Origin of the sequence: Streptomyces viridifaciens, assembly GCF_001888885.2 — a bacterium.
Classification (GTDB): domain Bacteria; phylum Actinomycetota; class Actinomycetes; order Streptomycetales; family Streptomycetaceae; genus Kitasatospora; species Kitasatospora aureofaciens.
In genome coordinates, this window is sequence record NZ_CP090840.1 from 1,044,336 (window position 1) to 1,062,750 (window position 18,415).

The following is an 18,415-nucleotide window of genomic DNA, read 5'->3' on the forward strand; positions in this document are numbered from 1 at the left end:
CTGGTCGACGCGCTGGAGACGGCCCCGGAGACGCCCCTCGCCGCCGTTGACGTCCTCGACGAGGACCGTCGCCGGACGGTGCTGCACACCTGGAACGACACGGCGGCCGGCATCTCCGCCGTCAGCCTCACTGACCTGTTCGAGGCCCAGGCGGCCCGCACTCCGGACTCCGTCGCCCTCGTGGCCGACGACATCGCGCTCAGATACGCCGAGCTCAACGGCCGGGCCAACCGCCTCGCCCGCGTGCTCGTCGAGCGCGGCGTGACCCCGGACTCGCTGGTCCCGGTGCTGATGCGGCGCTCGGCCGAGCTGGTGGTCACCCTGCTGGCCGTACTCAAGGCGGGTGGCGCGTTCGTGCCGATCGACGCGCGGGCGCCCGAGTCCCGGATGGCCGTGATCCACGCCGACGCGGGCGGCGGGCTGCTGCTCGCCGACACGCTGACGCGCGAGCACGCCTTCGTGCGCGGCGTCGAGGCGGCCGGCACCGACGTCCTGGTGATCGAGCCCACGGCCGGAACCGGCCCCGGCGACGACACCGACCTGGACGTGCGCAACCTGCCGGACCAGCGCGTCTACGTGATGTACACCTCCGGCTCCACCGGCGTCCCGAAGGGCATCGCCAACACCCACCGCGGTGTGGTCGACCTCGTCTCGGACCGCTGCTGGAGCGAGACCGGCCAGCACCGGGCGCTGTTCCAGGCCCCGCACGCCTTCGACGCGTCCACCTACGAGCTGTGGGTGCCGCTGACCTCGGGCGGCACGGTGGTCGTCGCGCCGGACGGGCGGACGGACGCCGCGGCGATCCGGTCGCTGAAGGAGCGCCACCAGCTGACCCACCTGCACCTCACGGCCGGCCTCTTCCGGGTGCTGGCCGAGGACGACCCGACCGCGTTCGCGGGCATCCACGAGGTCGGCACCGGCGGCGACATCGTCCCGGCGAGTGCCGTGCGACGCGTTCTGGAGGCCTGCCCCGGCATCGTGGTCCGCAACACCTACGGGCCCACCGAGACCACCCTGTGCACCACGCAGGTCCCGGTGACGGACGTGGAGCAGATCCCGCCGGTGCTGCCCATCGGGCGGCCCATGGACAACAGCCGCGCCTACGTGCTGGACGCGGCGTTGCGGCCGGTGCCGGTCGGCACCGTGGGCGAGCTGTACCTGGCAGGGACGGGGCTGGCCCGCGGCTACCTGGGCCGACCGGCACTGTCCGCGGAGCGCTTCGTGGCCTGCCCGTTCGGTGCCGCAAACGCGGCAGGCGCCTCGGGCGAGCGCATGTACCGTACCGGCGACCTGGTGCGCTGGACGCAGGACGGCCAGCTGGAGTTCGTCGGCCGCGCCGACGACCAGGTGAAGATCCGCGGATTCCGCATCGAACTCGGCGAGGTCGAGGCCGTGCTCGCCGCGCACCCGGCGCTCGCCCACGCGGCCGTCGTCGCCCGCGAGGACCGGCTCGGTGACAAGCGCCTGGTCGCCTACGCCGTCCTCGCCGACCCGGCCGACGCGGCCACCGTCACCGGCGAGGACCTGCGGCGCCACGTGGCCGCCTCGCTGCCGGACTACATGGTTCCCTCGGCGGCGATCCTGCTGGACGCGCTGCCGCTGACCCCCAACAGCAAGCTCGACCGCAAGGCCCTGCCCGCCCCCGAGCTCGGCTCGACGGTCGCGCACCGCGCGCCGACCACGCCGCGCGAGGAGCAGCTGTGCGAGGCGTTCGCGCAGGTGCTGGGCGTCGAGGTCGAACGGGTCGGTCTGGACGACGACTTCTTCGAACTCGGCGGTCACTCGCTGCTGGCCACCCGACTGGTCAGCCGGATCCGCACCGCCATGGGCGTCGAACTGCCGCTCCAGGCGCTGTTCGAGACGCCGACCGTCGCCGGCGTCGCCGCGCGGATCGAGAGCCTCACCACCACCAAGAAGAAGGCACGGCCCGCGTTCCGGCCGATGCGCGGGCACAAGGAGTCCTGATGATCCCGGTTTCTTTCGCACAGCAGCGGCTGTGGTTCCTCGGCCAGCTGGAAGGACCCAACGCCACCTACAACATCCCGCTCGGCCTGCGGCTCACCGGCCACCTCGACGCCGACGTGCTCGACGCCGCCCTGCGGGACGTCGTCGGCCGGCACGAGGTGCTGCGCACCGTCTTCCCCGCCGTCGACGGCGAGCCCTGGCAGGACATCCGGCCCGCCGACAGCGTCGGCTCGCTGCTGACCGTCGTCGACGCCACCGGCCTCGACGAGGCGGGGCTGCGCGAGGAGGTCGCCCACGCGTCCCGGCACGCCTTCGACCTGGCCGACGAACTTCCGCTGCGGGCCTGGCTGTTCAGTCGGAGCCCTGACAGTCACGTGCTGCTGCTGGTGGTGCACCACATCGCCGGTGACGGCTGGTCCATGGGACCGCTGGCCCGCGACGTCTCCACCGCCTACGCCGCACGCCTGGCGGGCGGCGAGCCCGAGTGGGACGAACTGCCCGGCCAGTACGCCGACTACGCACTGTGGCAGCGCGAACTGCTCGGCGACGAGGACGACCCGGAGAGCCTGCTCAGCGAGCAGCTCGCCTACTGGCGCGAGACGCTGGCCGACCTCCCCGAGGAGCTGGCCCTGCCCTACGACCGTCTGCGCCCGGCCGCCGCCGGGCATCGGGGCGGCACCGTCGAGTTCGCGGTCCCGGCCGAGCTGCACCAGCGCGCCGCCGACCTCGCCCGCGCCCAGGGCGGCACCCTGTTCATGGTGCTCCAGAGCGCCCTAGCCGTCCTGCTCTCGCGTCTCGGCGCCGGAACCGACATCCCCGTCGGCACCGCCGTCGCCGGCCGTACGGACGAGGGCCTGAACGACCTCGTCGGCTTCTTCGTCAACACCCTGGTTCTGCGCACCGACCTGTCCGGCGACCCCACCTTCGCCGAGGTGGTGCGCCGTTCCCGCGAGGCGGGGCTGGGCGCCTTCGCGCACCAGGACGTGCCGTTCGAGCGGCTGGTCGAGGACCTCGCCCCGTCGCGGTCGATGGCCCGGCACCCGCTGTTCCAGGTCATGCTGTCGCTTCAGAACAACGCCCAGCCGCAGCTGGACCTCCCGGGCCTGACGGTCGCGGCACTGGAGGGCGGCGAGGCCCCCGCCAAGTTCGACCTCGCCTTCACCTTCGGCGAGCAGCCGGCCTCAACCGCCACGTCCGTGTCAGGCCTGTGGGGCAACGTCACGTTCGCCGCCGATTTGTTCGACGCCGCGACCGCGCAGCAGCTCGGTGACTGCTTCGTCCGCGTGCTGGCGGCCGTGGTCGCCGACCCCCGGCAGCCTGTCTCCCGCGTCGCGATCCTGGACGCCTCCGAGCGCGACCGCCTCCTCGCCGACTGGAGCACCGGTGTCGCGCCCCGTCCGGAGGCGGCCGGGACGCTGCCGCAGAGTTTCGCCGCCCAGGTCGCCCGCACCCCGCACGCCGTCGCCGTCGCCGCGGCCGACGGTGTCGAGCTGACCTACGCCGAGTTGGACGCGCGCGCCAACGGCCTGGCCCGGCGCCTGGCGGCCGAGGGCGTCCGCGCCGAGAGCGCCGTCGCGGTGCTGATGGACCGCTCCGCCGACCTGGTCGTGGCGCTGCTGGCCGTGGTGAAGGCGGGCGGCTTCTTCGTGCCCCTGGACTCCCGCTACCCCCTCGCGCACCGTGAGGCGATCGTCGCCGAGACCGGCGCGAAGCTGGTCCTCACCGACGCCGCCTCGCGCGACGGTGCCGAGGCGCTGAGCCGCACCGTCGTCCTGGTCGGCGACGAGCGCGGCGAGGTCGGCGACGCCGTGGAGGTCGCCTGCGACCCGCGCCAGCTCGCCTACGTGATGTACACCTCCGGCTCAACGGGCCGGCCCAAGGGCGTGGCCGTGACGCAGCGGGACGTGGTCGCGCTGGCGTCGGACGCCCGCTACGCCGGGTCGGCGGCGTTCGAGCGGGTGCTGGTGCACTCGCCGTACTCGTTCGACGCCTCGACGTTCGAGCTGTGGGTCCCGCTGCTCAACGGCGGCTGCGTGGTCGTCGCGCCGGCCGGCGAGCTGTCGGCGGCTGCGCTCGGCCGCGTGGTGGCCGAGCAGGGCGTGACGGCGCTGTGGCTGACGGCGGGCCTGTTCGCCGTCGTCGCCGAGGAGGAGCCGCGCAGCCTGCACGGCGTCCACCAGGTGTGGACCGGTGGCGACGTGGTCTCGCCCGTCGCGGTCGCCCGTGTCCTGGACGCCTGCCCCGGACTGACTGTGGTGAACGGCTACGGCCCGACCGAGACGACGACCTTCGCCGCCACCCACGCGGTGACGCGGGCCCCCGAGGGCGCGTTCCCCATCGGGCGCCCGCTCGACGGCATGCGCGCCTACGTGCTGGACGACCGCCTGCGGCCGGTCCCGGTGGGCTGTGTGGGTGAGCTGTACCTCGCGGGCGCGGGCCTGTCGCGCGGCTACTTCGACCGCCCGGCGCTGACGGCGGAGCGCTTCGTCGCCGACCCGCATGGCACCAGCGGTGAGCGCATGTACCGCACCGGTGACCTGGCCCGCTGGAACCGCGGCGGGCTGCTGGAGTACGCGGGCCGCGCCGACCAGCAGGTCAAGCTGCGCGGCTTCCGCATCGAACCCGGCGAGATCGAGGCCGCGCTCGGCGCCCACCCCGCCGTCGGGCAGGTCGCCGTCGTGGTCCGCGAGGACACGCCGGGCGTGAAGCGCCTGGTCGGCTACGTCGTCCCCACCGGGGACGTGGCGGCCGAGGAGTTGCGCGCCCACCTCGCCGAGCGGCTGCCCGAGTACATGGTCCCGGCCGCCTACCTGGTCCTGGACGCGCTGCCGCTGACCGTCAACGGCAAGCTGGACCGCCGCGCCCTGCCCGCCCCGGACCTGGCGGTCACCGAGGACCGCCCGCCGCGCACGCCGCACGAGCAGGTCCTCGCCGACCTCTTCGCCGAGATCCTCGGCCTGTCGTCCGTAGGCGTCGACGACGACTTCTTCGCCCTCGGCGGCCACTCGCTGCTCGCCACCCGGCTCGTCAGCCGTGTGCGCACCGCGCTCGACGTCGAGCTGCCGATCCGGGCGCTCTTCGAGGCGCCCACCGTCGCCGCGCTGGCCGCCCGTCTGACCGGCCGGCAGGACGGCGCCGGGCGCCGCTGCCCCGCGCTGACCGCCGCCGAGCGACCCGAGCACCTCCCGGTCTCCTTCGCACAGCAGCGCCTGTGGTTCCTCGGCGAGCTGGAGGGCCCGAGCGCCACCTACAACATTCCGCTCAGCCTCGACCTCACCGGTCCGGTGCAGGCCGACGCGCTGGAGGCGGCCCTGCGGGACGTCGTCGCCCGGCACGAGGTGCTGCGCACCGTCTTCACCACTGTCGCCGGCCGGCCGTGCCAGCGCGTCCTGCCCGTCGAAGCGGTCGGCCCGCTGCTGACCGTCGGCGCCCACAACGAGGAGGTCGTCGCCCGCGCCGCCCGGCACGTCTTCGACCTCAAGGCCGAACCGCCTTTCCGCGCCTGGCTGTTCTCGAAGGACGCCGAGCGGCACAGGTTCGTCGTGGTGGTGCATCACATCGCCGGTGACGGCTGGTCGTTGGCGCCGCTGGCTCGTGACGTCTCCGTCGCCTATGCAGCCCGCGTGCGCGGCGGCGTCCCGGTGTGGGAGCCGTTGCCGGTGCAGTACGCGGACTACGCGCTGTGGCAGCGCGAGTTGCTGGGCTCGGTCGAGGACGGGGGCAGCCTGCTGGCTGAGCAGTTGGGTTACTGGCGCGAGGCGCTGGCCGAGCTGCCGGAGGAGCTGGCGCTGCCCACCGACCGGCCGCGTCCGGCCGTCGCGAGCCACGCGGGCGGAACCGTCGCCTTCGCCGTGCCCGCCGACGAGCACGCGCGCCTGCTGGAACTCGCCCGCGCCGAGGGTGTGACGCCGTTCATGGTGCTGCAGGCGGCGCTCGCGGTGCTGCTGTCGCGCCTGGGTGCGGGCACGGACATTCCGATCGGCACGCCGATCGCGGGCCGCACCGACGACGCGCTCGAGGAGCTGGTCGGGTTCTTCGTCAACACGCTCGTGCTGCGCACGGACCTGTCCGGCGACCCGACCTTCACGGAGTTGCTGACCCGTGTCCGTGAAAGGAGCCTGGGCGCGTTCGCGCACCAGGACGTGCCGTTCGAGCGGCTCGTGGAGGAGCTGGCCCCGTCGCGGTCGATGGCCCGGCACCCGCTCTTCCAGGTCATGCTCTCGCTCCAGAACAACGCGCAGGCCGTGCTGGACCTCCCCGGCCTCGACGTCCGCCACGTCCCGGGGGACGACCTGGCCGCCCGGTACGACCTCGCCTTCACCCTCGGCGAGCGACACGACGCCGACGGCGCCCCGGCGGGCCTTCACGGCACGGTGACCTTCGCCCGCGACCTCTTCGACGAAGCCACCGCAGAGCGGCTCGCCGCACGCCTGCTCGCCGTCCTGCGGACCGTGCTCGCCGAGCCCGGCCTCCCCGTCGCCCGTGTCGAGGTGCTGGACGACGACGAGCGGCATCGCATCCTCACCGAGTGGAACGCCACCGGCCACACCGTCCCGGACACCACACTGACGGGCCTGATCGAGGCTCAGGCGGCCCGCACCCCGGACGCCGTTGCGCTCGTCGACGAGAGCGCCGAGCTGACCTACGCCGAGATGAACGCGCGCGCCAACCGCCTGGCCCGCCTGCTCGCCTCGCGCGGCGTGGGCGCGGAGACGGCGGTGGCTCTGCTCATGGAGCGCTCGGCGGACGTGTTCGTCGCCATGCTGGCGGTGCTCAAGGCGGGTGGCGCGTACGTGCCGGTCGACCCGGAGTACCCGGTGGACCGGATCGCGTACATGGTGGCCGACTCGGCGCCTCGGGTGCTGCTGACCAGCCGTGCCTGCGTGGAGCGCGCGGGTGACACGAACGGTGTCGAGGTCCTGCTGCTGGACGAGTTGTCCACCGACGGCTTCGACGACACCGACCTCGGTGTGGCCATCGAGCCGCAGCACCCGGCGTACGTGATCTACACCTCCGGCTCGACCGGCCGCCCGAAGGGCGTCGTGCTGCCGCACGCGGCCGTGGTCAACTACCTCTCCCGCGCCGTAGAGGCGTACCCGGAGGTGCGCCAGAGCACCCTGATGCACTTCTCGGTCTCTTTCGACGCGGGTGTCACCGCCCTCTACGGCGCGCTGACCTCGGGCGGTCGCGTCCGCGTGGCGGCGCTGGACGAGCGTCTCCCGGGCGTCCTGGGCGCGGAGCGGCTCACCTTCCTGAAGGTGACGCCGAGCGGTCTGGCGTACCTGGATGCGATGTCGGACGCGCACGTGCCGACGGGCCGGCTGATGGTCGGTGGCGAGGCCGTACAGGGCGCGCAGCTGGAGCAGTGGCGCAAGGCGCACCCGGGGGTCGCGGTGGTGAACCACTACGGTCCGACGGAGGTGACGGTCGGTTGCACCGACTACCTGGTGGGCGACGACGTCGAGTCGGGCACCGTCGTCCCCATCGGGCGCCCGATGTGGAACACGCAGGCCTACATCCTGGACGCCGGGCTGCGCCCGGTGCCGGCGGGTGTGGCCGGTGAGCTCTACATCGCGGGCGCGCAGCTGGCGCGTGGCTACCTCGGCCGCCCGGCGCTGACGTCCGAGCGGTTCGTCGCCAACCCCTTCGGCGCCTCCGGCACGCGGATGTACCGCACGGGTGACCTGGCACGCTGGCGTGGGGACGGGAACATCGAGTACCTGGGCCGTACCGACGACCAGGTGAAGATGCGCGGTTACCGCATCGAACTCGGCGAGATCGAAGCCCAGCTGGCCGCTCACCCCCTCGTGGCGCACGGCGCCGTGGTTGTCCGTGAGGACGTGCCGGGCGACAAGCGCATCGTCGGCTACGTCGTCCCCGAGCCCGGATTCGACGCGGCCTCCGTCCGGACCGATCTCGCCGCGGTCCTGCCGGACTTCATGGTGCCCGCGGCGATCGTGGCGGTGGACGTCGTGCCGAGGACGGTCAACGGCAAGCTGGACCGCCGGGCGCTGCCCGCGCCGGACTTCGGGTCCGCCGTCGCGACCGCCTACCGTGCGCCCGCGACGGCGCATGAGGAGGTGTTGTGCGAGGAGTTCGCCCGCGTCCTGGGCGTGGAGCGGGTCGGTGTGGACGACGACTTCTTCGAGCGCGGCGGGCATTCTCTGCTCGCCGTGTCGCTCGTGGAGAAGCTGCGCGCCCGCGGCGTCCCGGTCGATGTGCGCACCCTCTTCACCTCCCCGAGCCCGGCTCGGCTCGCCGCCGCGACCGCAGCCGGTGACGCCTCGGGCGTCGTGGTGCCGCCGAACCTGATCCCGGCCGGCGCCGGGCATCTCACCCCGCAGATGCTGCCGCTGGTCGAGCTGAGCGAGACGGAGATCGACCGCATCGTCTCCGCCTTCCCGGGCGGCGCGGCGAACATCGCCGACGTCTACCCCCTCGCCCCCCTCCAGGAAGGCATCTTCTTCCACCACCTGATGGCTGTCGACGGCGAGGACCCCTACGTCCTGCCGTCGCTGCTCACCTTCGACTCGCGCGAGCGCCTCGACGCCTTCCTCGGCGCACTGCGGTTCGTGATCGACCGACACGACATCCTCCGTACCGCGTTCTTCTGGCAGGGCCTGCCCGAGCCGGTACAGGTCGTCGCCCGCCGGGCCGAGCTGCCCGTCCAGACGGTCGAGCTGAGCGGGGAGCAGGATCCGGTCGCCGAACTCCACGCCGCCTGCCCGGCCCGCATGGACATCGGCGCCGCCCCGCTGCTGCGCGCGTTCTTCGCCGCCGAAGTCGGCACCGGGCGCTGGCTGCTGGTGCTCCAGCGGCACCACCTCATCAACGACCACACCGCCCTGGACGTGCTGATGTCCGAGATCCGGGCGGTCCTGGAGGGCGCGGCCGACCACCTGCCGGCGCCGCTGCCGTTCCGCGACTTGGTCGCGCAGGCCCGGCTCGGCATCTCCCGTGAGGACCACGAGCGCTACTTCGCCGGCGTGCTGGGCGACGTCGCGGAGCCGTCCGCGCCGTTCGGGCTGCTGGACGTGCGCGGCGACGGCAGCACCGTGGACCGCGCCCGCCTTCCGCTCGCGCCCGAACTGGCGGCCCGCGTCAGGGAGCAGGCACGTGTGCTGGGGGTGAGCCCGGCGACGCTGTTCCACGTCGCGTTCGCCCGCGTCGTGGCCGCGACCGCCAACCGCGACGACGTGGTGTTCGGCACGCTGCTCTTCGGCCGGATGAACGCGGGCAGCGGTGCCGACCGGGTGCCAGGGCTGTTCATCAACACCCTGCCCGTTCGCCTCGACACCGCCGCCCACACCGTCGCCGACGCGGTCGGCGCGATGCGCGGACAGCTCGCCGACCTCCTCGTCCACGAGCACGCCCCGCTCGCGCTGGCCCAGCGAGCCAGCGGCATCACCGCCCCCGCACCGCTGTTCACCGCCCTGCTCAACTACCGCCACGGGCGTGGCCACGGCGACGAGCCCGCCGCCGACCTCGGCATCGGCCTCGAACACGGCGAGGACCGCACCAACTACCCGCTCACCGTCTCCGTGGACGACCACGGCACCGCGCTCAACCTTTCCGTGATCGCCGTCGCGCCCATCGACGCGGCACTGGTCTGCACGCTGCTCGGCACCGCGGTGGAGGGCCTGGTCACCGCACTGGAGACGGCGCCGCACACCTCCCTGCGGGCCGTGGACGTGCTCGACGACGCGCTGCGGCGGCGCATGCTGACGGAGTGGACCAAGCACCCCGTCCGCATGCCCGTCTCGACCGTTCCCGAGCTCTTCGAGGCGCAGGCCGCGCGTACACCCGAGAACGTCGCCGTCTCCTTCGACCGTACCGATGCCGACCGCACCGAGCTGACCTACGCCGAGCTCAACGCGCGGGCCAACCGCCTCGCCCGCGTCCTGGCCGACCGCGGCGTCGGACCGGAGACGCTGGTCGCCGTCGCCATGCCGCGCTCGGCCGAGCTGGTCGTCGCGCTGCTCGCCGTCCTCAAGGCCGGCGGCGCCTACCTGCCGATCGACCCGGACTACCCGACCGACCGCATCGCCTGCATGCTCGACGACGCCCGCCCGCTGCTGACCCTCACCGTTGCGGGCAGCAACGAGACGCCCGGAGAACGCCTGGTCCTGGACGACCCCGAGACGCGGCAGCTCCTCGCGGCCGTCTCCGACGCGGACCTGACTGCGGACGAGCGGCGCGGCCGGCTGCTCCCCGAGCATCCCGCCTACGTGATCTACACCTCCGGCTCCACCGGCCGCCCCAAGGGCGTGCTGATCCCGCACGGCAACGTCGCCCGCCTGTTCGGCGCCACCGACGACTGGTTCGGCTTCACCGCCGACGACGTGTGGACGTGGTTCCACTCCTTCGCGTTCGACTTCTCGGTGTGGGAGCTGTGGGGCGCCCTGCTCGTCGGCGGTCGGCTCGTCGTCGTGCCCGCCGACGTCTCCCGCTCGCCCGCCGACTTCCTCGCACTGCTGGTCCGCGAGCAGGTGACGATCCTCAACCAGACCCCTTCAGCCTTCTACCAGCTGATGCAGGCGGACGCGCAGGACCCGGAGCTCGGCGCGCGGCTGCGGCTGCGCGGCGTCGTCTTCGGCGGCGAGGCGCTCGACCTGCCGCGCCTGCGTTCCTGGTACACGCGCCACCGTGACGACGCCCCGGTGCTGGTCAACATGTACGGCATCACCGAGACCACGGTGCACGTCAGCTACGCCGAGCTGGATGCCGCGCTGGTCGGGGGCGGCGCCACCGGCAGCGTCATCGGCCGCGCCATCCCGGACCTACGCGTCTACGTCCTCGACCCGTCGCTGCGGCTGTGCCCGCCCGGGACGGCCGGCGAACTCTACGTCGCCGGTGCCGGACTGGCCCGCGGCTACCTCGGCCGCCCGGCCCTGACGGCCGACCGCTTCATCGCGGACCCCTACGGCACGACGCCCGGTGAGCGCATGTACCGCACCGGCGACGTGGTGCTGTGGAACCGCGACGGCGAGCTGGAGTTCGTCGGCCGCGCCGACGACCAGGTGAAGATCCGCGGCTTCCGCATCGAGCTGGGCGAGGTGGAGAACGCGCTCGCCGCGCACCCGTCCGTCGCCCAGGCCACCGCCCTGGTCCGCGAGGACGTGCCGGGGGACAAGCGCCTGGTCGCCTACGTCGTCCCGGCGGAAGCCTCGGCCTCCCCCTCGGCCGTGCCCGACCCGGTCGAGCTGCGCCGCCACGCCGCCGCGTCGCTGCCGGACTACATGGTCCCGGCCGCAGTGGTACTGCTGGACGCGCTTCCGCTGACCGTCAACGGCAAGCTGGACCGCCGGGCCCTGCCCGCCCCGGAGTTCACCGCCGCCGCCGGGTACCGGGCGCCGTCCGGTGCCCGCGAGGAGGTCATCTGCGAACTCTTCGCACAGGTCCTCGGCGTCGAACGGGTCGGCGTGGACGACGACTTCTTCGAGCTCGGCGGCCACTCGCTGCTGGCCGTCTCGCTCGTCGAGAAGCTGCGCACACGCGGCGTCCAGGTCAACGTCCGGGCGCTGTTCTCCACGCCCACGGTGGCCGGGCTCGCCGGCGCCGCTACGGTCGCCGAGGTCGCAGTGCCGCCGAACCTGATCCCGGCAGATGCGACCGAGCTGACGTCGGACATGCTGCCGCTGGCGGCCCTGACACAGCCGGAGCTGGACCGCATCGTCTCCGTCTTCCCGGGCGGTGCCGCCAACATCGCCGACATCTACCCGCTGGCGCCGCTCCAGGAGGGGATCTTCTTCCACCATCTGATGAACGCGGGCGGGCGCGACGTGTACGTGCTCCCGACGGTCCTCTCGTTCGACTCCCTCGCCCGGCTGCACGGCTTCCTCGGCGCGCTGCAGACGGTCGTCGACCGCCACGACGTGCTGCGCACGGCGGTCGTGTGGGAGGGCCTGGCCGAGCCGGTGCAGGTCGTCGCCCGAACGGCGGAGATCCCCGTCACGGTCCTCGAACTCACCGGCTCCGACGACCCGGTGGTCGAGCTGCACGCCGCCTGTCCCGGGTCCATGGACCTCGGCGCCGCGCCGCTCATGTGCGCTCACATCGCCGCCGACCCGTCCCGGGAGGGGCGCTGGCTGATGCTGCTGCAGCGCCACCACCTCACCACCGACCACACCGCCATGGAGGTCCTGCTCGCCGAGATCCAGGCGGTCCTGGCGGGGGAGGGCGACGGCCTTCCGGTCCCGATTCCGTTCCGCAACTTCGTCGCCCAGGCCCGCCTGCGGGTCACCCGCGAGGAGCACGAGCGGTTCTTCGCCGAACTGCTCGGCGACGTCACCGAGCCGACCGCCCCGTTCGGCCTGCTCGACGTGCGCGGCGACGCGGCCCAGGTCGCCGAGGCCCGGCTGCACCTCGCCGACCCGCTCGCCGAGCGGCTGCGCGGCCAGGCCCGCCGCCTCGGCGTCAGCCCGGCGACGGTGTTCCACCTCGCCTGGGCCCGCGTGGCCGCAGCGACCTCCAACCGCGAGGACGTGGTCTTCGGCACGGTGCTCTTCGGCCGTATGAACGGCGGCTCCGGCGCGGACCGGGTCCCGGGGCTCTTCATCAACACCCTCCCCGTCCGGGCCCGCACCGCGGGCGTCAGCGTCACCGACGCGCTCGCGGCGATGCGCGGGCAGCTCGCGGACCTGCTCGTGCACGAGCACGCGCCGCTCACCCTCGCGCAGCGCGCGAGCGGCATCGGCGGCACCGCTCCGCTGTTCACCTCGCTGCTGAACTACCGTCACAGCGCAGGCGTGGAGGAGCCGGCTCGTCCGGCGGCACCGGAGGGCATCGAGCTGCTCATGAGCCAGGAGCGCACCAACTACCCGCTCACCGTCTCCGTCGACGACCTCGGCGCGGGCTTCCGGCTCACGGCCCAGGCCCTCGCCCCGATCGATGCGGAGCGGGTCTGCCGACTGCTGCACACGACTCTCGACGCGCTGGTCGACGCCCTGGAGAACGAGCCCGGCACGGCGCTCGGCACGGTGCCGGTCCTTGACGGGGCCGAGGCGCGGCAGCTCCTGGACGCAGGGAACGGTACCCCGCGCGAGCGCCTCCTCGGCTCCGTGCCCGAGCTATTCGCCGCCCAGGTGGAACGCACGCCCGATGCGGTCGCGCTCGTCGGCGACGGCGGTTCGACGTGGACGTACGCGGAGCTGGACGCCCGGGCCAACGCCCTGGCCTGGCGGCTCCGTTCCGAGGGCGTGGGGGCAGAGCGAGCCGTCGCCGTGCTGATGGAGCGCTCACCCGAGCTGATCGTCGCCCTCCTCGGCGTCCTGAAGGCGGGCGGGTGTTTCGTCCCGCTGGACGCCCGGTACCCGCTGGCGCACCGCGAGGCGATCGTCGCCGAGACCGGTGCCGTGCTGGTCGTCACCGACGCGGCGATGCCCACCGAGGCCGCGCGGCTGGGCCTTCCCGTCGTCCAGGTCGGCACTGAGGAGCGCACCGACGCGCCGCGGAACTCGAGTGACCCGCTCCAGTTGGCGTACGTGATGTACACCTCGGGGTCCACCGGCCGCCCGAAGGGCGTCGCGGTCACCCACCGCGACGTCGTGGCGCTCGCCACTGACTCCCGCTTCGCCGGGGACGCGTTCGAGCGCGTGCTGGTGCACTCGCCGCACTCCTTCGACGCGTCGACGTTCGAGCTGTGGGCACCGCTGCTGGGCGGCGGTCGCGCGGTCGTCGCTCCGGCGGGCGAGGTGACCGCCTCCACGCTGCGACGGATGGTGACCGAGCACGGCGTCACCGCGCTATGGCTGACGGCGGGACTGTTCTCCCTGGTCGCCGAGGAGGAGCCGAGCTGCCTGCGCGGGGTCGCACAGGTGTGGACGGGCGGCGACGTGGTGTCTCCGGTCGCCGTCGGCCAGGTGCTCGCGGCCTGCCCCGGCACCGTCGTCGTCAACGGCTACGGCCCCACCGAGACCACGACCTTCGCCGCCACCCATGCCGTCTCCGACGCGCCCTCGGGCTCCCTGCCGATCGGCCGCCCGCTGGACGACATGCGCGCCTACGTCCTCGACGCGGGCCTGCGCCCGGTGCCCGCCGGCTGCGTCGGAGAGCTCTACCTGGCCGGCGCCGGCGTGGCCCGCGGATACGCCGAACGCCCGGGCCTCACCGCCGAACGGTTCGTCGCGGATCCGTTCGCTTCCGACGGCGCGCGCATGTACCGCACCGGTGACCTGGCGCGCTGGTCCACGGACGGCCTGCTGGAGTACGCGGGCCGCGCGGACACGCAGGTCAAGCTGCGCGGCTTCCGGATCGAGCCGGGCGAGATCGAGGCCGTCCTCGCCGCCCATCCGTCGGTCGGCCGGGCGGTGGTCGTCGTCCGCGAGGACAGGCCGGGCGTCAAGCGCCTTGTCGGGTACCTCGTCCCGGCAGGGGCAGTGGCGACCGACGCGCTGCGCGCCCACCTCGCCGAGCGGCTGCCCGACTACATGGTCCCCTCCGCGCTCGTGGTGCTCGACGACCTCCCACTGACCGGCAACGGCAAGCTGGACCGTCGCGCGCTTCCCGTCCCCGAGACCCCTGTCGGGTCTGGCCGCGAGCCGATCACCCTGCGGGAGGAGGTGCTCGCGACGCTCTTCGCAGAGGTGCTCGGCCTGCCGAGGGTCGGCGTGGACGACAGCTTCTTCGAACTCGGCGGCCACTCGCTGCTGGCCACCCGCCTCGTCGGGCGCATCCGCGCGAGCACGGGTGAGGAGCTCTCCCTGCGCGACCTGTTCGAAGCCCCCAGTGTGGCCGCGCTAGCCGAACGGCTGGCGAACGGACCCGAGTTGGGCGAGAAGTTCGCCGAGCTCATGCCCCTGCGCGGCGAGGGCACCCTGCCTCCGCTGTTCTGCGTACACGCGGGCTACGGCGTCGGCCTCGGCTACAGCCGCTTCCTGCCCTACCTGCCGGACCGGCCCGTCTACGCCCTCCAGGCACGCAGCCTCACCCGCACCGACGGCTTGCCCGCGACCGTCGAGGAGATGGCGGCCGACTACGTCGCCCTCATCCGCGAAGTGCAGCCGCAGGGGCCCTACCACCTGCTCGGGCACTCCTTCGGCGGCCTCGTCGTCCAGGCGATGGCCACCACGCTGGAGGCGATGGGCCAGGAGGTCTCCCTGCTCGCGGTCCTCGACGCCTACCCGTACGCCGACTACACGGTCAAGGGCACCGAACGGGACGAGCAGGAGACCCTGGCGGTGTTCCTCCAGATGTTCCGGGCACCCGCTGCCATCCCGGACGGCACGCCCGACGGGACTCCGCTGACTCGGGAACAGGTCATCCAGACACTGGTCGAGCACTCCTTCGGCTCCTTCTCGGGGCAGGACCTTCTGGCCATGGGTGAGGCCTGGGAACGCCACGTCGCGATGATGCGTGCCTTCGCGCCGGCCCGCTTCACCGGCGACGTGCTCTTCTTCACCGCGACCCGGCAGCGGCCCGAGGGCACCCCGTCGTCCTCGGCGTGGGCCCCGCACACGGGCGGCACGATCACCGACCTCCACCTGGACGTCACCCACCACGGCCTGATGGACCCGCGACCCGTGGCGAAGATCGCCCGGGAGATCCTGACGTACCTGGAGGCGCGGGACTGAGCCGAGCCGCTGCCTCGCGTCCAGACGCCGCTTGGTCGGGCTCGCCGCGCCGTACACCCGATCGACGGGAACGCACGTTCGTGGTCCGTCGGCATACGCGCCTCTCAGCTCCGGGTCGCGTCGGTGCCGGCTGCCACGTCCAGCCCGCGCCCGAGCATCGCGCGGAGCGGCGGGGCCGCCGCCGCGGCGGCGCCATACCGGCACGCGAAGGTCGCGCCCTGGTACCCCGGCCGGTGCTGGACCCGTCGGGCGTCGCCGGTCCCCGGTGTGGACAAGCGCGTTGCGGACGACCGGATCAGCGCGGTCGTTTACCGGGCGGTCCGCAGGCCGGCCACGGGCATCGATGTCATCGGAGCTCCTCGCTGCGGTGGGTGCTATCCACAGCAGAGCACCGGGCCCGGTCCGTTCGAACCGTGGAAAGACCCCAGTCCCGACCGGTCGTTGGCGCGTGGCACGTCTGGGGGCCGGCCCCGGTGCGAAGCCTCGGTGAGGGGCGAAGCTCAAACTGCTGGCAGGTTGCATGGAGTTCGGCGGCGTGGTCAGCCAGGAGCGGCAGGAGGACCGAGTACGGCGAGCGGGGCTTGTCTCGTCACACCTCAGCGCTGCCAGAGACCGCACATGACCACTACTCAACGTGACTCGACCGGCCCCGGGACCATCGCTCGCAAACTACAGCTCGCATTCGCAATCTATCGATCGGAGTCACAGCCGGCTGCGCAACCGCCGACCGGAATGCGACGGTGCGACCGGCGTCGCAGCCGCCCGGCCCCGGGCGCGCAAGGACCGGTGAGTTCGCCGCACACCGGGTGCGGCGCAAGCTCCCCACCGCACCCATGAGGGCCGGGCCTGTCAATTGGCAGGCTGGTTCATCCGGGAAGGTGTGATGGCTTCCCGGGGCGATCTTCTGGGGCATCCCGACAGCTGTTCGGCCAGGTCGCCGGGTGGGAGAGGTCCAGTTGGAGCGCCCGGAGCCCGCGAGGAACGAGCGGGCGAGGACGAACGAGCTGGACGCCGACGAGCGGCGACCGATGATGGTCCGCCGGGATGTTCCGAAAGTCGTTGTGGCGACAGCAGGTTGGTGTCCCCTGGGACGTGTGGTCGGTGCGTGGTGTCACATGCACCCATCCGGCGTCCGGCCTCGGCCGGCGCCATGACCGTGGTTCGGGGGACCGGGCTGCTCAGTCAGGTCATCGAGAACGGCGGGTTGCGTCTCATGCGGTGGATGCGAGCTCACCCGGAGTGTGTGGCTGTCTGTGTGGAACGGTGGACGCCGGGTTTGTGGTGGGAGGTGGCCTGCTGGTCGTGGACCTCGCGCAGGACGTGGTAGGCGTGGGTGAGGAGCTTGCGCGCCACGGCGGTGGTGGCGATCTTCTTGCCCCGGCGGCGGGTCATGTCCTGGTAGCCGGGGGCGAACAGCGGGTGGCGTTTGGCGGTCTGGGCGGCCTCGCACATGATCCAGCGCAGCCACGGCGAGCCCTGCTTGGAGATGTGCCCGTGGTGGACGGTGCGGTCGGAGTTGCGGACGGTGGGGGTGAGTCCGGCCCAGGAGGCGAGGTTGCGCGCGGAGGGGAAGCGACTGATGTCGCCGACCTCGGCCACGATCGCCAGCGCGGTGAGGGTGCCGATGCCGGGCAGTCGCATCAGCGCGGTGGTGCGGGGGTCGCCGCGGGCGAGTGCGGCGAGTTCTTTGTCGAGGACGCCTATGGGCGGCTGCAGGGCGTCCATGACCGCCAGGAGGTCGTCGACGACATGGCGGGAGGCGTCCGGTAGAGGCAGTCCGGCCAGCCAGACGCGGCCTGGGCCGGTGAAGCAGCCGCCGGTCGGTCGGGTGTGGCCGAGGTCGGCCAGGACGGCGTGGATCCGGTTCCTGAGCAGGGTGCGCAGGCGAACGAGCTGGAAGCGGTGGCGGAGCAGGGCACGCTGCTGGCGCACGTCCAGCGGGGCGATCCATGCCTCCGGCAACAGGTCGGCGCGCAGCAACTGCCCGAGGGTGGCGGCGTCGACCTTGTCGTTCTTCAGCCTGGCGGAGGCGATCGCTTTGCACTGCAGAGGGTGGACGAGGTGGGGTTCGTATCCGTAGTCCTCCAGGAGTTCGACCAGCCAGCCCCATCCGTAGGCGGCCTCGAACGCGACTGGGGTCCCGATCGGCAGATCGCCGATAACTCCGAGTCCGTCTCGACGCTGTTGGGGACGTTCCGGTTGACCTGGACCTCGCCGTCCTGGCCGACCAGCGCGATCTGGGACCGCTTGCGATGCACGTCGATCCCGACGTAGACAGACATTGCCGGGCCTCCTTCCCGAGCTCGTGTGTACCCGGACGATAAGCACCGCCGGGCTGAGCACGGAAGGGGGCCCGGCCCTCATAGGGTCAGGTCAAACCGTGGAGCTATCCCCGCGCACGCGGGGCCGACGGGCCGGCCGTCCCACCGCCTACCGTCGCGGGAGCTATCCCCGCGCATGCGGGGCCGACGATGACCGGCGCGACGATCTGGTTCAACGCCAGGAGCTATCCCCGCGCATGCGGGGCCGACACTTCCTGACCTGCTGTGATTCGCTCAGAGTACGCCCATCCCATTCAGTACGAATGCATGCCCCCCAGGTGCGGGGCCGAGACCGAGTAGTGGGCCGAGGCGCTGCTGCCGGCGGAGCCATCCCCGCGAGCGCGGGTCCGACGGCCGGGAGCGTGATCGGCTCTAGGAGCCCGTCGTGGCACTGTCAACGGTTCCGGCCGGGGGAGGGCATGGTGTGCGGTGACAGCTGCCGCGATCCGGCACAACCGCGAACGCCGGCGCCGCGTCTTCGAGGGGATGTTCGGCGTCCGCGAGCGTCCTGTCCCCGTGGACGGACGTCACCCGGTCCGGCGGCACCATGACCACCCA

The 18,415-nt window shown here is 72.9% G+C and carries 3 protein-coding genes (1 of these 3 running past the window's edge); 2 read left to right on the top strand and 1 reads right to left on the bottom strand.

Annotated elements, in window-relative coordinates; all coding sequences use genetic code 11:
* Both BOQ63_RS04770 and BOQ63_RS04775 read left to right on the top strand, forming a co-directional pair.
* On the top strand, positions 1-1,965 hold the 3' portion of the coding sequence (locus BOQ63_RS04770; protein WP_499503478.1) for a non-ribosomal peptide synthase/polyketide synthase. 17,190 nt of this gene lie to the left of the window's left edge; only the last 1,965 of its 19,155 coding nucleotides appear in the window; its start codon lies beyond the left edge, outside the window; the stop codon is at positions 1,963-1,965.
* Entirely contained in the window at positions 1,965-15,536 is a 13,572-nt protein-coding gene (locus BOQ63_RS04775; protein WP_499503480.1) for an amino acid adenylation domain-containing protein, read from the top strand. The genes BOQ63_RS04770 and BOQ63_RS04775 overlap by 1 nt, the downstream gene beginning before the upstream one ends.
* 1,230 nt (positions 15,537-16,766) lie before the next feature.
* On the opposite strand, the gene BOQ63_RS04780 is transcribed toward BOQ63_RS04775, so the two are convergent.
* Positions 16,767-17,900, bottom strand: coding sequence for an IS110 family RNA-guided transposase (locus tag BOQ63_RS04780; protein WP_079183400.1), 1,134 nt, complete (start codon positions 17,898-17,900; stop codon positions 16,767-16,769).
* Between the last annotated feature and the right edge of the window lie 515 nt (positions 17,901-18,415).